Below are 15,365 nucleotides of genomic sequence, written 5' to 3' on the forward strand. Positions count from 1 at the left end.
CGACTATCATTTATCGTACAATTGACGCAAGCCGTCGTTCAGGTCTCGGCGAAGCGCGCCTGGGCCACCTCGGCCAGCAGGGCGTAGAGGGCGGCGACATCCAGCGGCTTGCGCAGCACCCCGTCGGCCCCGTCCTCGCGATAGCGGGCGACGTCCTCGGGGAAGACGTTGGCGGTCAGCATCCAGATCGGGATGCGGGTCCCGGCTGGCTCGGCGCGGCGGATCTCGCGCACGGCGTCGCGCCCGCCCAGCACCGGCATGTTGACGTCCATCAGGATCAGGTCGAAGGCGCCCGTCCGCCACAGGTCCAGGGCCAGGGCCCCGTCCTCGGCGAAGGTCAGCGACACTGGCGCGCTCTCCAGCGCCAGCGCTAGCACCCGACGGTTGGCGGCGTTGTCCTCGGCCGCCAGGACCCGGATCTCGCCAGGCTGGCCCTTCTCGCGCACCGGCGGCGCGGACGTCGGACGATGGATCGGCGCGGCGAAGGCGAACCAGAACACCGCCCCGCCCTGCCCGCCCAGGGTCGCGGCCGGCGGGTCGACGGCGATCTCGCCGCCCATCAGGGCCAGGTTCTGGGCGCTGATCTTCAGGCCCATGCCGGTGCCGCCTTGCAGCCGGCCACGCTCGGTCTGGTCCCAGGCCTCGAAGACCTTGAGCCGCTCGTCGGCGGGGATCGGCGGGCCGGTGTCGGCCACCTCGACCAGCACCCGCAGGTCGTCGCCCTGCACCACGCCAGCCAGGCGCAGGGTGACCTTGCCACCGGCCGAGACCGCGCCCAGAGCGTTGGAGACCAGATTGACCAGGGTCTGCTCGACCCGAACCAGATCGGCCACCACCAGGAACGACAGGGTCGGGTCGGCGTCCTCCAGGGTCAGCGACACGCCGATCGCGCGGGCGTGGCTGCTCCAGACCCGGACCACGGAGCGGGCCAGGGTCCGCAGGTCGACCGGCACGATGTCCAGCTTGGCGCGCAGCGGGTCGGCGCGGGCCAGATCGAGGATCCCGTCCAGCAGGCGGTTCAGCTGCTCGCCGCCCTCGACCACCCCGGCGGCCAACTCGGCCTGGCGCGGAGTCAGCGCCTCGCCCCGCAGCGAGCGGGCAAAGCCCAGGATGGCGTTCAGCGGCGTGCGGATTTCATGGCTGGCCACAGCCAAGAGCTCGCTCTTGGCGCGGTTGGCGGCCTTGGCCTCGTGCATGGCCTGGGTCAGGGCGACATTGTTGCGGGTCAGGTCGCGGGCGGTCCGGGTCAGGGCCTGGTCCGTCGCCTGCTGGCGCGCGGTCACCAACAGCACCGCCGCCACGAACAGCATCACGGCCAGGGTGTAGTGATCCAGCTGGAAGGGATGGCTCCAGTCGACCGCGATCCACACCAGGGTCAGGGACGGCGGGATCACCCCGATCAAATAGCTGACCCGCGTCAGGTGCACCCGCAGCGCCGCGAACAGCAGGACGCAGATCGCCAGCAACGCGGCCTCGACCTGGTATTGGGAGCCCTCCCACAGCCGGATCCGCACCGCCATCCAGCACGCGTTGCCGACCAGCAGCAGCATCAGGATGTCGGACTGCAAGGCCAAGCGCTTGTGGGCCTTCACCGGGTCCGGATCGCGCAGGGCGACCTCGGTGGCCATGAACAGGCCGAAGTAGAGACCGAACTCCACGACGCCCAGGACGGAGATGTTCCAGGGCGCGAAGCTCATCAGCAGCAGGACGAAAACGGCGACCAGGGCCAGACGCGACAGCGCGACGCTACGCGAGTAGCGCACCAGCCCGTCCAGCTGGGTCACATCGGTCGGCCGCTTCAACATCAGGGTCCTGCCCGAGCCCTATTCCGTCAGGGAAGTCGCGTTCCCATAGGGCTACGATTCGCGCCGCAAGGATCGCCCCAAACGCGAGTGGCTAGACGACCAGACTCAGGCCCAGCACGCACAGCAGGCCGACCACGCCGACCAGGCTTTCCATCACCGTCCACGACAGGAAGGTGCCCTTCAGGTCCAGGCCGAAATACTCCTTGAACAGCCAAAATCCCGGGTCATTGACGTGCGAGAACATCAGGCTGCCCGCCCCGACCGCCAGCACCATCAGGTTGGGGTCGACATGGCTGGCGGCGATGACCGGCTGCAGCAGGCCCGCGGCGGTCAGGCCGGCGATGGTGGCCGAGCCCAGGGCCACGCGGATGACCATGGCGATCAGCCAGCCCAGCACCAGCGGATGCAGCGGCAGCGCCGTCAGCCAGGCGCCCAGCTGGTCGCTGATCCCGGCGTCGACGAATACCTGCTTCAGCGCCCCCGCCCCGGCCAGGATCAGCAGGATGCCGGCGACGTCCTTCAGGGCGTCGGCATAGCGGCCCATCTGGCCGGTGAAGGCTTGGCCGCGCAGCACGCCCAGGCTGAAGGTAGCGTAGATCAGCGACAGGGTCAGCACGACCACCGACTGGCCAAGAAAGCCGACCAGCGGCTTGCCGGCCGACGACGCCGGCATTGTCACCAGCAGCACCGTGGTCACGGCGATCAGCAGGACCGGCAGCAGCGCGGTCGTGAAGCTGTTGAAGGCCCCGGGCGTCTTGGCGTCCTCGGTCTCGGTGACCGCGAACGAGGTCTCCGCGCCGGCCTGCGCCTGGGGAATGGCGTTCAGCCGCTTGAGGGTCAGGGCCAGCAGCGGCCCGCCCGCCGCCAGAGCAGCAATGCTGACGACCAGGCCGTAGCCCAGGGTCAGGCCGGTATCGGCGCCGAACAGGCTGATCAGCGCTACCGGCGACGGATGCGGCGGCAGGAAGCCGTGGGCCACCGACAGGCCGCACAGCAGCGGCAGACCCACATAGACCGGCGGCAGGTCGGCGCGCTTGGCGATGGTCAGGATCAGCGGGACCATGACCACGAAGCCGACGCTGTAGAACAGGGGAATGCCGACGATCAGGCCGGTCAGGGCCATGGCCAGCAGGATGAAGCGCAGGCCCACGGCGCCGATCAGGGCGCGGGCGATGCTCTGGGCGGCTCCGCTGTCGGCGATGGCGCGGCCGAACATGGCGCCCAGGCAGATGATGGCGGCCAGGCTGCCCAGCATGTCGCCGACGCCCTTCTCCATCGACTTGGCGACGTGATCCAGCGGCATGCCGAAGCACAGGGCCGCGACCAGGGCGGTCAGCAGGAAGGCGACGAACGGCGGGACCTTGCCCCAGCCGATCAGGACGACCAGCAGCGCGATCAGCGCGACGACCGCGAACACCATCAGGAAGCCTCGCCCTCAAGCCGCGGAGACGTTCCGCGTTCTGACTAGAAAAGAGCGATTCCCCGGTCTCGCGAGGTCCGATCGCAATACCGGGGAATCAGGAACCCTCGCGGCGGGGAGGACCGTCGGAGGGGCTCTGCCCGCCGCTCCACCGGGGAGGTGGAAGAGCGGCGGGCGATGGAGCGCGCCGACCGGCGGCGCGCTCCAGGGGGCTAGAACCTCAGGCGAACGCCGGCGCGGTACATCCGGCCGATGACGTCGTAGAGGAACGGGTTCACACCAGGGCTGACATTGGTCGTCGGCGAGCCGGCCGGATCCTTGTCGAACAGGTTGTCGACCTTGAAGTAGGCCGTCGCGTTGTTCGTCACTTCGTAGGACCCGCCGATGTCGACGTAGGTCGCGCCCTTCATCTTGTTCTTGTCGATGGTGCGGTAGGCCACGGTCGAGACCGGGCAGCCGCTGGTGCACTGGATCCACTCGTTGTTGTAGACGCCGTCGCTGAACCAGCGCTCGTAGATCGACAGGCTGAGCTTGTCGGTCGACCAGGTCTGGCTGAACGTCGCCTTCCAGTCCGGGGTGTTGCCGCTGTTCACGCCGGCGCTGTCCACCGTGATCGTGCCCAGGACGCCCGAATTGGTCTTGAACTCGATCATGTGGGTGGCCAGGGCGCGCAGCGAGAGGCTGCCCTTCAGGCCCCAGTCTTCCAGGTTCTTGCGGTACACGGCTTCCAGATCGAAGCCTTTGTTACGCAGGGTGGCGACGTTGAAGGCCTGGACCCGGACGAAGTTGGTGTTCGGGACCGTGCTGGTCAGCAGCATCGCGCCGCAGATCTCCTGGTTCCCGGCGACGCACAGGTCGACCAGGTCCTGGGCGGCCAGCGAGCTGATGGCGCCGTCGACCTTGATCTCGAAGTAGTCGGCCGAGAAGCTGAAGCCCGGCAGGAACTTCGGCTCGGTCAGGACCATGCCCACCTCGGTGTTGCGAGCGATCTCGGGCCGCAGGTTGCGGTTGCCGACGATCTCCTGCAGCACGTTCACGGCGGTGCCGCGATAGAGGACGGTGGCATTGGTCACCACCGGTGGGGCGGCGATCTCGCCCAGGTTCGGGGCGCGGATGTCGCGCGAGGTCACGGCGCGGAAGCGCAGGCCCTCGAACGGGGTCTTCCAGACGCCGCCGATCTTCCAGGTCGTGACGTTGCCGGCCGTCGAGTACTTGGTCTGGCGGACCGCGCCGTTGATGTTGCCTTCGCCCAGCGCGTCCGACTTGAACAGCGGGACGTTGGCTTCGACGTAGCCTTCGGTCACGTGATAGTAGCCCGCGCCGCTGTGGTAGTTGCCGGCGTACCAGTTGTTGCCGACGGTGCGGATCAGCGGGTCAGCCGGATAGTCGTCGGTATAGGGGTTCTCGGCCCAGATGCCGTCGCCATAGGGGTCGCCGAGGGTCTTGTAGTCCTGCTCACGCCACTCGACGCCGGCGGCGATGGCCACCGGGCCGGCCGGCAGCGAGAAGGGCTCGCCGCTGACGTTGAAGCTGGCCACGGACTCGATCAGCTTGGAGCGCTGACGCGGGCCGTTCTTGGGCATGACATAGTTCAGCGCGGCCGGGTCCAGGGCGACCTGGCCGATGACGTTCAGCGGCACGCAGCCATTGGCGCGGGCGACCGGGTCACGGCAGATCACCGTGCCGTTCGGACCGGCGATGGCGTCGATCGCGGCGTTGTAGCGCGGCGTGACCGAGATGTTGTCCACGTCCAGGCGGACGCGGTTCATGCCGTAGGCGTAGTAGGCGTCGTATTTCCAGTCGGTGCCGAACAGGTTCTGCGAACCGGTGAAGCCCAGCACGAAGCGCTTCTGCTCGCGCTTGATGTTGACGTCGATGGGCCCGAAGCCGCCGTTGCTGGTGCCGAACTGGAAGTTGGTGATGCCGTTGGTGACGCAGGCGGCCTTGATGGCGGCCGGCACGAACGGGTTCTCGCACTGGATCGTCAGGCCGGTCCGCTCCGCGCCGATGTTCGGCTGGTTGAGCGAGAAGACCTGGGCGAAGTTGGCGGTCAGATAGACTTCGAGATTGTCGTTCAGCTGATAGCCGACGCGGGTGTAGGCGACCTTGCGCTTGATGCGCGCGGCCAGGGTCGGCGAGGCGCCGATACCGCCGGACAGGTCACCGCCCACGCAGAACGGGCTGAAGCAGTTGGTCACCGCGCCGGTGCCGGTGGCGACGCCGTTCGAGCCGTACTGGAACTGCCGCGGCGCGCCATTGGCGCCGAAGGCGATGCCTTGCAGCGGGCCGTTGGTGATCAGGCCGTACTGGGCGTACTGGATCTGCTGGGCGTTGTTGATCACGCGGTACTGCGGCAGGCCGTCGGTGGTCGAAGCCAGCGGGCGCACCTGGATGGCGGGCGTCGTGAACCAGTCGCGGCCACCGGCCTGCTTCGTGCCGAAGCCGCCGGCCAGGACGCCGGCTTCACGGCTGAACTCGCCGCTGGCGGTCACGTGCAGGCGGTCGTTCAGGAACGCCTTGCCGACGGCCACCTGGGCCACGACCGTGTCGTTGTCGTGATACTTGCTCTCGCCGCCTTCGAAGCGGGCCTTGAAGCCCTCGAAGGTCTTGTCGGTGACGAAGTTGACCACGCCGCCGATGGCGTCCGAGCCGTACGAGGCCGAGGCGCCGCCGGTGACCACGTCGACCTGCTTGATCAGCAGCTGCGGGAACTGGCTGACGTCGGTGACGCCGTTGACGTTGGCCGGCGTGACGCGCTGGCCGTCCAGCAGGGTCAGGGTGCGGGTCGCGCCCAGGCCGCGCAGGCTGAGCGAGGACAGGCCCTGCTGGCCCGAGCTGGTGCCGTTGGCGCCGACCGAGCGGCCGGTGCTGCCTTGCAGGGCCGGCATCTGGGTAATGGCCTGGAAGACGTTGGGCTGAGCGGCCTTGTCCAGATCCTCCGACGTCACCGTGGTGGTCGGCGTCGGCTGGTTGAAGCCACGCGAATTGAGGCGCGTGCCGGTGACGACGACTTCCGTGATGGTCGTGTCGTCGGCGGCCGCCGTATCAGCTTGTTGCGCCGCATTGGCCGTCGCCCCCCAGGACAACAGCGCCAGCGCCGACGCGGTGCCGGCATAAAAGCCGCGATTGAACTTGAACAAAATCCCTACCCCCGTGCTGAGAAGACCACTCTCCTGGCGCCCTCTGCTGGAGCGCTGACTGCGTCGCATTACTTCTTTTTATTATCAGCACGGATGCGCTGGTTCTTTTTCGACTTCAGGAGACCGGTCAGGACTCGAAACGTACTTTCGATACGCTCTCATTTGCCTGGCCCAGGGGCCTTGATCAGAACGAGACGAGGATAGGCATGGGGTTCGAATAACGTCAATCACAAAACATTCATTTATGTAGCGCTCATAACATCATTGCTCACTTTTACATCGCCATCCGGCGAATTCCCTTTGCTTTTCAAAGAGACAGCATGATGCCCAAGAACGCGGCGCCGACCGTGAACGCCCGATCCATGGCCCTAAGCCATGCTACCGGTCCCACAACCGGATGCTTCGTGTTTTCAATGATTTTCAGCAATTCTACCCAAGCGACAGCTTCCGTTACGCCAACGTCTAATGTCCAGCGCCCCTCTCGACCTGAACGGAAGTGCGATGTAGTCACACTATCAAAGATGATCGCGGCGAAGGCCGGAGGACCTCGACATGACGGCTTTTCGCCCCCTGATGCTGGCCCTGGCCGCCGCCTCTTGCCTCGCCTCGCCCGTCCTGGCGGCCACGACGCCGGCCCTCGTGCCCTGGCCCGCCGCCTACGCGCCCCAGGTCGGGGACTTCAAGCTCACCGCCAAGACCCCGATCCACGTCCCCGCCGGCGACGCCGAGGCCAAGGCCGTAGCGCTGCAACTGCGCGACATGCTGACCCGCGCCGGCAAGCCCGCCCTGAGGATCGTCGAAGGCGGCGCGATCCCCACCGGCGCGATCGCCTTCAAGCGCGGCGAACGCTCGGGCGAGGCCTACGATCTGGAGATCACCCCCGCCGGCGTCACCATCGCCGCCGGCGACCGCAAGGGCCTGTTCTACGGCGCGGTCACCGTCTGGCAGCTGGCGACCAACGGCCCCGCCCTGCCCGCCGCCAGCATCCAGGACGCGCCGCGCTACGCCTGGCGCGGCTTCATGCTGGACAGCGCCCGGCACATGCAGAGCATCGCCGAGATCAAGCGCCTGATCGACGCCATGGCCGCCTACAAGCTGAACGTCCTGCACTGGCACCTGAACGACGACCAGGGCTGGCGGCTGGAGATCAAGGCCTATCCGAAACTGACCAGCGTCGGCGCCTGGCGCACGCCCAAGGGCGCCGACGCCTACCGCCCCGCGCCGACGAAGTACGAGCCGTACGGTGGTTTCTACACCCAGGCCCAGGCGCGCGAGATCGTCGCCTACGCCGCCGCCCGCAACATCATGGTCGTGCCCGAGATCGAGCTGCCCGGCCACGCCACCGCGGCGATCACCGCCTATCCGGAGCTGGGCGTCACGGGGAAAATCCCGGAGTCCGGCATGTCGGACTGGGGCGTGTTCCCCAACCTTTACAACGTGGATGACTCCACCTTCGCCTTCCTGGAGACGGTGCTGGATGAGGTGGTCGACATCTTCCCCGCCCCCTACCTGCACATCGGCGGCGACGAGGCGATCAAGAACCAGTGGCAGGCCAGCCCCAAGGTCCAGGCCAAGATCAAGGAATTGGGCCTGGAGAACGAGGACAAGCTGCAGAGCTGGTTCATCAACCGCATCGCCGCCCACCTGGCGACCAAGGGCCGGCGGATCGTCGGCTGGGACGAGATCCTCGAAGGCGGCGCCCAGCAAAGCTCGATCATCATGGCCTGGCGCGGCGTCGACCGCGCCGCCGAGGCCGCTCGCCACGGCCACGACACCATCCTGACGGCGCATCCGCAGTTCTACATGGACAGCCGCCAGAGCCTGTCGGCCAACGAGCCGCCCGGCCGCAGCGAGCTGTCGACGCTGAAGGGCCTCTACACCTTCAACGAACTGGCCGAAGGCATGACGCAGGAGCAGGCGCGCCACGTGATCGGCGTGCAGGCCAACACTTTCACCGAGCATCAGCGCGACGCCCGGCGGGTCGAGACCATGGTCTTCCCGCGCCTGACCGCCGTGGCCGAACTGGGCTGGACCCAGCCGGTCCGCCGCGACTGGAGCCGCTACAGCAACGGCCTGCCGGTGACCCTGGGCCAACTCGACAAGTTAGGCGTCGCTCATGACGGCGTGCCGTTCGAACCCGAGGCGACTCTGGCCCCGGCCGGCAACCGCTTGAGTGTCAGACTGGCATCGGCCCTGGGCGTGGGCGAGATCCGATACGCCACGGGCGGCAAGACGCCGACGGCCGCCTCGCCGCTCTATGCCGAACCGCTGACCCTGGAGGACGGCGCGAAGCTGAAGGCCCGCACCTTCCTGAACGGCCAACCGCTGGGCGACGTGCGCGACATCGACGTCTCAACCCGGGCGCTGAACACCCGCGTCAGCAGTCACCTGAAGTTCTGCGGCGAGACCGTGCCGCTGCGCATGGAGGCCGACTTCCCGCGCGAGGGTCAGCGGCCGGTGTTCATGACCGGCAACTACCGCCCCTGCTGGGTGTGGGAGGCCGCGGACCTCGCCAAGGGCGCGACCCTGACGGCGCGGATCGGCCAGACGCCGTTCAATTTCCAGCTGGCCGGCGGCCGACGCATCGTCGACTTCAACAAGCCTACGACCAGCCCCTATGGCGAACTGGTGGTCCGCAAGCGCGAGACCAGCGGCCCCACGTGCGAGGGACAGGAACTGGCGTTGATCCCGATCGACGCGGCGGCGGCTAGGAAGGCGGGGCTGTCGGAGATCACCGCGAAGATCCCAGCGACGGCGGGGGTGAAGGACCTGTGCCTGACGTTCAACCGGCCCAGCCGAGACATGCTGTGGGCGCTGGATGCGGTGACGATCGAGCCGAACGACTAGCGGGGCCGCCCTCGTCCTTCGACAAGCTCAGGATGAGGGCTACTTCTAGCTCGGCGCTTCAATAGAAACCTCATCCTGAGCTTGTCGAAGGACGAGGTTTCGGGCCCTCAGTCCCCAATCGGCTGCTGCGGCGCGATGCCATGCAGCCACGCCACGCTACCCCGCGCCCGGCGCAGCATCTGGTGCGCGCGGTCGCCCAGCGCCACCGCCACCGCATAGGCCAGCCGGTCGATCACGAACAGCTGCGCAAACCGCATCGGATTGGGCTGGAACTCCTCCACGCCCGAGGCCGCCAAACCCACATGCAGGCAGATGTCGGCGTCGCGGCCCAGGGGCGACTCGCCGTCGGTGATCGCGATGCAGACGGCCTTGTAGTACTTGGCCAGCTCCATGCTCTCCTGCAGCTCGCGCGGGCGGCCGGTGGAGGACAGGAACACCGCCACGTCGCCCTCGGACAGGATCGCCGCCGACATGCGCTGGGCGTAGCCGTCGGTGAACACCATGGCCGGCACGTCCAGGCGGAACAGGCGGTTGTGGATCTCGTTGGCCAGGGCCGCCGAACTGCCGCCGATGCCGTAGATCACCACCCGCCCGGCCCGCGCGATGGCGGCGGCGGCGGCGTCCAGGTCCTTCTCGACCAGGCTGTCGCGGGTGCGACTCAGGGCCTCGATGATGGTGTCGAAGACGCGGTCGCCGACCGCTTCGTCGCCGGCCGCCAGGTTGCGGGCGGCGGGGTCCGGACGGCGCGGCGCGGGCGCCGGGCGCGTGGCCCGTTCGCGCTGGTCGGTCATGGCCTGGGCCAGGGCCAGTTCCTGGATCAGCCGGAACTTCAGGTCCTTGAAACCCTCGCAGCCCACGGTGCGGCAGAAGCGCAGGACGGTCGGTTCGGACAGGCCCAGATCGGTGGCGACGGAGCGGACGCTGGAGCGGACGAACTCGTTGGGCGACTTCAGGATCAGCTTGGCGATCTTGAGATCGGACCGCGTCATCGACTCCATCATCGACTCGAGTCGCGGAAGGATGTCGCTGCCGTCGGTCTGCGTCGCAGGCTGGCTGCTCATCCCGTCTTCCCCTTAACCCCGCACCGCATCTTCGGACAGTTTCCCGTTGCGCCGCAACAGATAGTGGCGCCGATGTCGGCCGGCAATCGTATTTGACGGCTGAATGATAGCTTGAATGAAAGTTTCACTACATTTTCGTTGACACCACTACATCCATAGTGGCTCTTGCGATCGCAACAGCGCGTGTTTCGCAAGCTTTTGGAGGTTCTCTTGTCGATCGAACGCATCGGGGCCACGGCCACCGGGACCGGCGGACAGACCCTGCCCTTCTGCCAGGCGACGATCGCCAACGGGTTCGTCTTCGTCTCGGGCCAGGTGGCCATGGACGAGAACGGCGTCGTGGTCGAAGGCGGCATCGTCCCGCAGACCCACAAGACCATCCAGAACGTCGTCGCCATCCTGGAAAAGGCCGGCTGCACCCTGAAAGACGTCGTGAAGGCCAACATCTGGCTGGACGACGCCCGCGACTTCCACGCCTTCAACCGCGTCTATGCCAGCTATTTCGACGGCGCCTTCCCGGCCCGCGCCTGCGTGCAGTCGCCGCTGATGATCGACGCCAAGGTCGAGATCGAGGTCGTCGCCCTGAAACCTCAAGCCTAGGGGTCACCGCGTGGGGCTGGGCGATATCGAGAGATTGGAACTGGCGCCGGGGACGAAAGCGATCCCCCTGGACGGCGCGATCCGGACCGTGGGCGACCTGGCCCATGCCGGCCTCAACCTGCTGGCCGGCGACGTGCCGGTCCCGGCGGCGGTGCTCAAGCGCTCGGCGCTGGAGAACAACCTCGCGGTCATGCAGGCCTATGTCGACAAGGCCGGCGCCAAGCTCGCCCCCCACGCCAAGACCACCATGTGCCCGCAGCTCCTACGGCGTCAGCTGGACGGCGGCGCCTGGGGGCTGACGGTCGCGACCATGACCCAGCTGAAGCTGTGTCACGACCTGGGCGCGCCGCGCATCATTCTGGCCAACCAGCTGGTCGGCCGGGCCGAGATCGAGGGCCTGGCGCGCCTGACCGCATCGGCGCCCGACCGCCCCTGCTACGTGCTGATCGACAGCCCCGACGGCGCGACGGCGATCTCGAGCGTCTTCGCCCGCTTCCCCGACGCTCCGCCGGCGCGGCTGCTGATCGAGCTCGGCATGGCCGACGGCCGCTGCGGCGTGCGCACCCTGGACGAAGGCCTGGCCCTGGCCCGCCTGGTCCGCGACCTGCCGCGCGTCGAACTGCACGGCGTCGAGGGCTATGAAGGGCTGGTCTTCAGTGACCATGCCCAACAGGACGCGACCGACGTCGACGCCTATCTGGGCGGGCTTCAAGGATTCTACGAGCGCCTGCGCGCCGAGGGCCTGTTCGCAGATCCCGACGAGGTCATCCTGACCGCCGGCGGCTCGGCCTATTACGACCTCGTCGCCCGCGCCCTGGCCGGCGATACGCCCGGCGCCGTGCCGGTGCTGCGCAGCGGCTGCTACGTCACCCACGACAGCGGCTTCTATCGTGAATTGCTGGCCCGCATGGACGACCGCAGCGTCATCGGCGAGCCGCCGCGCCTCAAGCCCGCGCTGGAAGTCTGGACCCGGGTCATCTCGCGTCCGCAGCCCAACCTGGCCATGGTCATGATGGGCAAGCGCGACGTATCGTTCGACATCCACCTGCCCATGGCCCGCAAGTGGTTCCGCGAGGGCCTGCACGCCGCGCCCCAGCCCGCCCCCGACATCACCGTCGAGAAGCTGGCCGACCAGCACGGCTTCCTGTCCGTCCCGCCCGACGCGGACCTCAAGGTCGGCGACCTGCTGGGCTTCGAGATCTCCCACCCGTGCACGACCTTCGACAAGTGGTCGCTGCTGCTGGAGGTCGATGACGACTACGCCGTCCTGGGCGGCCTCGAGACGTTCTTCTGACGCGTATCATGGTCACAGACAGCATCACCGCCGACATCCTCCTCAAGAACGGCCTGGTCATCGACGGCGGCGGCGGCGCGGCCTTCGCGGCCGACGTGGCGATCAAGGACGATGCGATCGTCGCCATCGGCCCGAACCTGGCGATCCAGGCGCGCGAGATCGTCGACGTCACAGGCCTGGTCGTCGCGCCCGGCTTCATCGACGTGCACACCCACGACGACCTGATCTGCATCACCCAGCCGGACATGACGCCCAAGATCAGCCAAGGCGTCACCACGGTGGTGGCCGGCAACTGCGGGATCTCCGCGCCGCTGCTGCGTTTCGACGACGCCGTCGCCGAGCCCTTCAACCTCTTGGGCGCGCGCGAGGATTTCGCGTACGACACCTTCGCCGACTACCGCCGCGCGGTGGAAGCGGCCGTGCCGCGCGTCAACGTCGCCGCCCTGGTTGGCCACTCGGCCCTGCGGGTGGTCGCCCTGGACGACCTGGATCGCCCCGCCGACGCGGGCGAACGCGCGCGCATGGAGGCCCTGCTGCAGGACGCCCTGGACGAAGGCGCCCTGGGCCTCAGCTCCGGCGTCTTCTACGCCCCGGCCCAGGCGGCTGATGTCGAGGAACTGCAAGGCCTAGCCCACACCGTGGCGCGAGCCGGCGGCGTCTACACCGCCCACATCCGTGACGAGCGCGAGGGCATCATCGAGGCCCTGAAGGAGGCGTTCGAGGTCGCCGAGAAAGGCCCCGCCCCGCTGATCCTGTCTCACCACAAGTGCGCGGGCGTGCGCAACTGGGGCCGCGCGGCCGAGACCCTGGGCCTGATCGACCAGACCCGCCAGAAGCAGCCGGTCTACCTCGACTGCTACCCCTACACGGCCGGCTCGACGATCATCCGCCCCGACCTGGCCGACGGCGAGGTCGAGATCCTGATCAACTGGTCCGAGCCGCATCCCGAAATGGGCGGCCGCACCCTGAAGTCGATCGCCGAGGAGTGGGGCCTGACCCAGCCCGAGGCGGCCGAGCGGCTGCAACCGGGCGGCGCCAGCTACTTCCAGATGGCCGAGAGCGACATGCGCGCCGTCCTCAGCCACGCCTGCTGCATGGTCGGCTCGGACGGCCTGCCGCACGACACCCTGCCCCACCCGCGCCTGTGGGGGGCTTTCCCGCGCGTGCTAGGTCACTATGCCCGCGACCTGGGCCTGATGAGCCTGGAGGCCGCCGTGCGCAAGATGACCGGCCTGGCCGCCGAGACTTTCCGCCTGAAGGACCGCGGCCGCATCGCCGTCGGCATGAAGGCCGACGTCACCGTGTTCGACGCCGACACGATCCTGGACCTGGCGACCTATGAGGCCCCGACCCAGGCGGCGCGCGGCATCGCCCACGTCTTCGTCAACGGCGTGCTGGCCTGGTCCGACGGCGGGCCGACGCCACAGCGCGCCGGCCGGTTCCTGCGCCGCGCCGCCTAGGGCGCGACCACGAACGCGTCGACGTCCGCCCAGCCGATGCGGGTGGAGCTGTTCGACGGCGTGCCGGTCGGCGCCTGGGCGAAGACGCCCACCTGCGCCCCCACCCGGCGGCCGGGCTTGCTGACGAACGGCGCTCCGACGGGCTGGAAGGTCACGCCGTCCAGGCTGTAGCTGAAGCTCACTTTGGCCTGGATCGAGCGCAGCGCCGACGGCCAGTACGGCGTCACGTTCGGCGGCGGTTCGGCCACGGTCGTGGGCTCGGCGGAGAGACGTAGCCAGACGGTGTCGGGCGCCTTGTCCAGCACGGTGGTCGCCCGCTCGGGCTTCTGGGCGTCGGCGCCCAGGCGATCGACGCGGACCAGAGACAGCCCGTCCTTGCCGTTGCGTAGGCCGATCCAGGCGTAGTCGGCGCCGAACATCAGCAGGCCGGCCTGCTCGCCCACGGCCTTGGGCGTCAGGGTCAGCTTGGTGGTGGCGTTGAAGCGCTCGGCCGGAAGCTTCTGGGTCAGCAGGGCCCCGGCTTCCCACAGGTTCTCCGAGCCCGAGATCGACTTCAGGCGCAGCTTGCCCGGCGCGGCCTTCAGGTCGGCCCAGTCGGCCTGGGAGTTGGAATTCCACTGCCAGGCCAGGTTCAACTTGCCGTCAAACGTGTCGCTGTCGACCGGCGCGGTGATGGCCGAGACCGTGGCGCTCTTGGGCTTCTTGTGAGCCAGCACCGGCTCGCCGATCCCGTCGCCATCCGGGTCGGCGCCGATCACCGGCCAGCCATCCTTCCAGACCATCGGCTCCAGCCACACGCGGCGGCCGTAGGAGTCGTAGTCCTGGAAGTGCAGGAACCAGTCCTCGCCGGTCGGGGTGGTGACCCAGGCGCCCTGGTGTGGGCCATTGACCTCGGTCTTGCCTTGGTCGAGCACGTTGCGGCCTTCCCAGGGGCCCGTCAGCTTGCGGGCGCGGAACACGCCCTGCCAGCCGCTCTTCACGCTGCCGCTGGGGGCGAAGACGTAGTACCAGCCGTCACGCTTGTAGAGCTTGGGCCCCTCGGTGGTGGTCCACGGGAACGGCCCGCGCGAGGTCGCCACGGCCGGCATGGTGTCCGGCTCGATGATCTTGATCCGCTCGCCCACGGTCTTGTCGCCGGCGGCATTCAGGCGGCGCAGGCTGATGATGTTGGCGAAGCCCGCGCGGCTGCGCGCCCAGCCGTGGACCAGCCAGCCCTGGCCGTCGTCGTCCCAGAAGGGCGCGGGATCGATCATGCCCTTGGCGTCGTCGACCAGCACCGGCTTGGACCACGGCCCGGCCGGGTTCGTGGCCGTGACCAGGAACACCCCGAAGTCCGGATCGGGGTAGTAGATCATGAACTTGCCGCCGTGATGGCGGATGGCCGGCGCCCAGACCCCGCCGCCGCGACGCGGAGCCATGTGGTGAGCCACCGGCGGGATGTCGGTCAGAGCGTGGCCGATCAGGGTCCAGTTGACCAGGTCGGTCGAGCGCAGCACCGGCAGGCCGGGCGTATTGGTGAACGACGAGACGGTCAGGTAATAGAACTGCCCTACCCGCACGACGTCAGGGTCGGAGTAGTCGCCGGCCAGCACCGGGTTGCGATAGGTCCCGTCGCCCTGGTCGGATACCCAGGCCTTCGACGGCGTCTGCGCCAGCGCTGGCGAGGACGCCAGCAGGGCCAGAGCCAACAGGATCGAACGCTTCCTCATGCCAGGGTCTCCGCCACTGTGAAGACCCT

The 15,365-nt window shown here is 68.3% G+C and carries 9 protein-coding genes; 4 read left to right on the forward strand and 5 right to left on the reverse strand.

What is annotated here, in order from left to right:
* Positions 1 to 38: 38 nt before the first annotated feature.
* The 3 genes from AC1RRR_RS10505 to AC1RRR_RS10515 form a co-directional block, all read right to left on the reverse strand.
* A complete protein-coding gene (locus AC1RRR_RS10505; RefSeq protein ID WP_492812819.1) occupies positions 39 to 1,805 on the reverse strand; it encodes a response regulator in 1,767 nt (588 codons plus the stop codon).
* Positions 1,806 to 1,896: 91 nt separating this feature from the next.
* On the reverse strand, positions 1,897 to 3,225 hold the full coding sequence (locus AC1RRR_RS10510; RefSeq protein ID WP_492812820.1) for a GntP family permease: 1,329 nt from the start codon (positions 3,223 to 3,225) through the stop codon (positions 1,897 to 1,899).
* Between the two features lie 212 nt (positions 3,226 to 3,437).
* Positions 3,438 to 6,365, reverse strand: coding sequence for a TonB-dependent receptor domain-containing protein (locus AC1RRR_RS10515; RefSeq protein WP_492812822.1), 2,928 nt, complete (start codon positions 6,363 to 6,365; stop codon positions 3,438 to 3,440).
* Positions 6,366 to 6,917: 552 nt separating this feature from the next.
* Between AC1RRR_RS10515 and AC1RRR_RS10520 the strand changes: the two genes are divergently transcribed.
* Positions 6,918 to 9,212 carry a beta-N-acetylhexosaminidase gene (locus AC1RRR_RS10520; RefSeq protein WP_492812824.1) on the forward strand — a complete coding sequence of 765 codons (2,295 nt, stop codon included), beginning with the start codon at positions 6,918 to 6,920 and terminating at the stop codon, positions 9,210 to 9,212.
* Positions 9,213 to 9,319: 107 nt separating this feature from the next.
* Here AC1RRR_RS10520 and AC1RRR_RS10525 read toward each other — a convergent pair whose 3' ends face one another.
* Positions 9,320 to 10,273 carry a MurR/RpiR family transcriptional regulator gene (locus tag AC1RRR_RS10525; protein WP_492812826.1) on the reverse strand — a complete coding sequence of 318 codons (954 nt, stop codon included), beginning with the start codon at positions 10,271 to 10,273 and terminating at the stop codon, positions 9,320 to 9,322.
* A gap of 210 nt (positions 10,274 to 10,483) precedes the next feature.
* Between AC1RRR_RS10525 and AC1RRR_RS10530 the strand changes: the two genes are divergently transcribed.
* From AC1RRR_RS10530 to AC1RRR_RS10540, 3 genes are read left to right on the forward strand one after another with little or no spacing between them, the layout of a single operon-like run.
* Complete coding sequence (locus tag AC1RRR_RS10530; protein ID WP_295107190.1) at positions 10,484 to 10,873, forward strand: RidA family protein; 390 nt, start codon at positions 10,484 to 10,486, stop codon at positions 10,871 to 10,873.
* Between the two features lie 10 nt (positions 10,874 to 10,883).
* Complete coding sequence (locus AC1RRR_RS10535) at positions 10,884 to 12,167, forward strand: alanine racemase (protein WP_492812828.1); 1,284 nt, start codon at positions 10,884 to 10,886, stop codon at positions 12,165 to 12,167.
* 8 nt (positions 12,168 to 12,175) lie between these two features.
* Positions 12,176 to 13,627: an N-acyl-D-amino-acid deacylase family protein gene (locus AC1RRR_RS10540; protein ID WP_492812830.1), complete on the forward strand. Its 1,452-nt coding sequence runs from the start codon at positions 12,176 to 12,178 to the stop codon at positions 13,625 to 13,627.
* Here AC1RRR_RS10540 and AC1RRR_RS10545 read toward each other — a convergent pair.
* Positions 13,624 to 15,336: a glycoside hydrolase family 43 protein gene (locus tag AC1RRR_RS10545; protein WP_492812832.1), complete on the reverse strand. Its 1,713-nt coding sequence runs from the start codon at positions 15,334 to 15,336 to the stop codon at positions 13,624 to 13,626. The genes AC1RRR_RS10540 and AC1RRR_RS10545 overlap by 4 nt on opposite strands.
* Positions 15,337 to 15,365: the final 29 nt, after the last annotated feature.

The organism is Caulobacter sp. GW821-FHT12D05 (assembly GCF_058807295.1).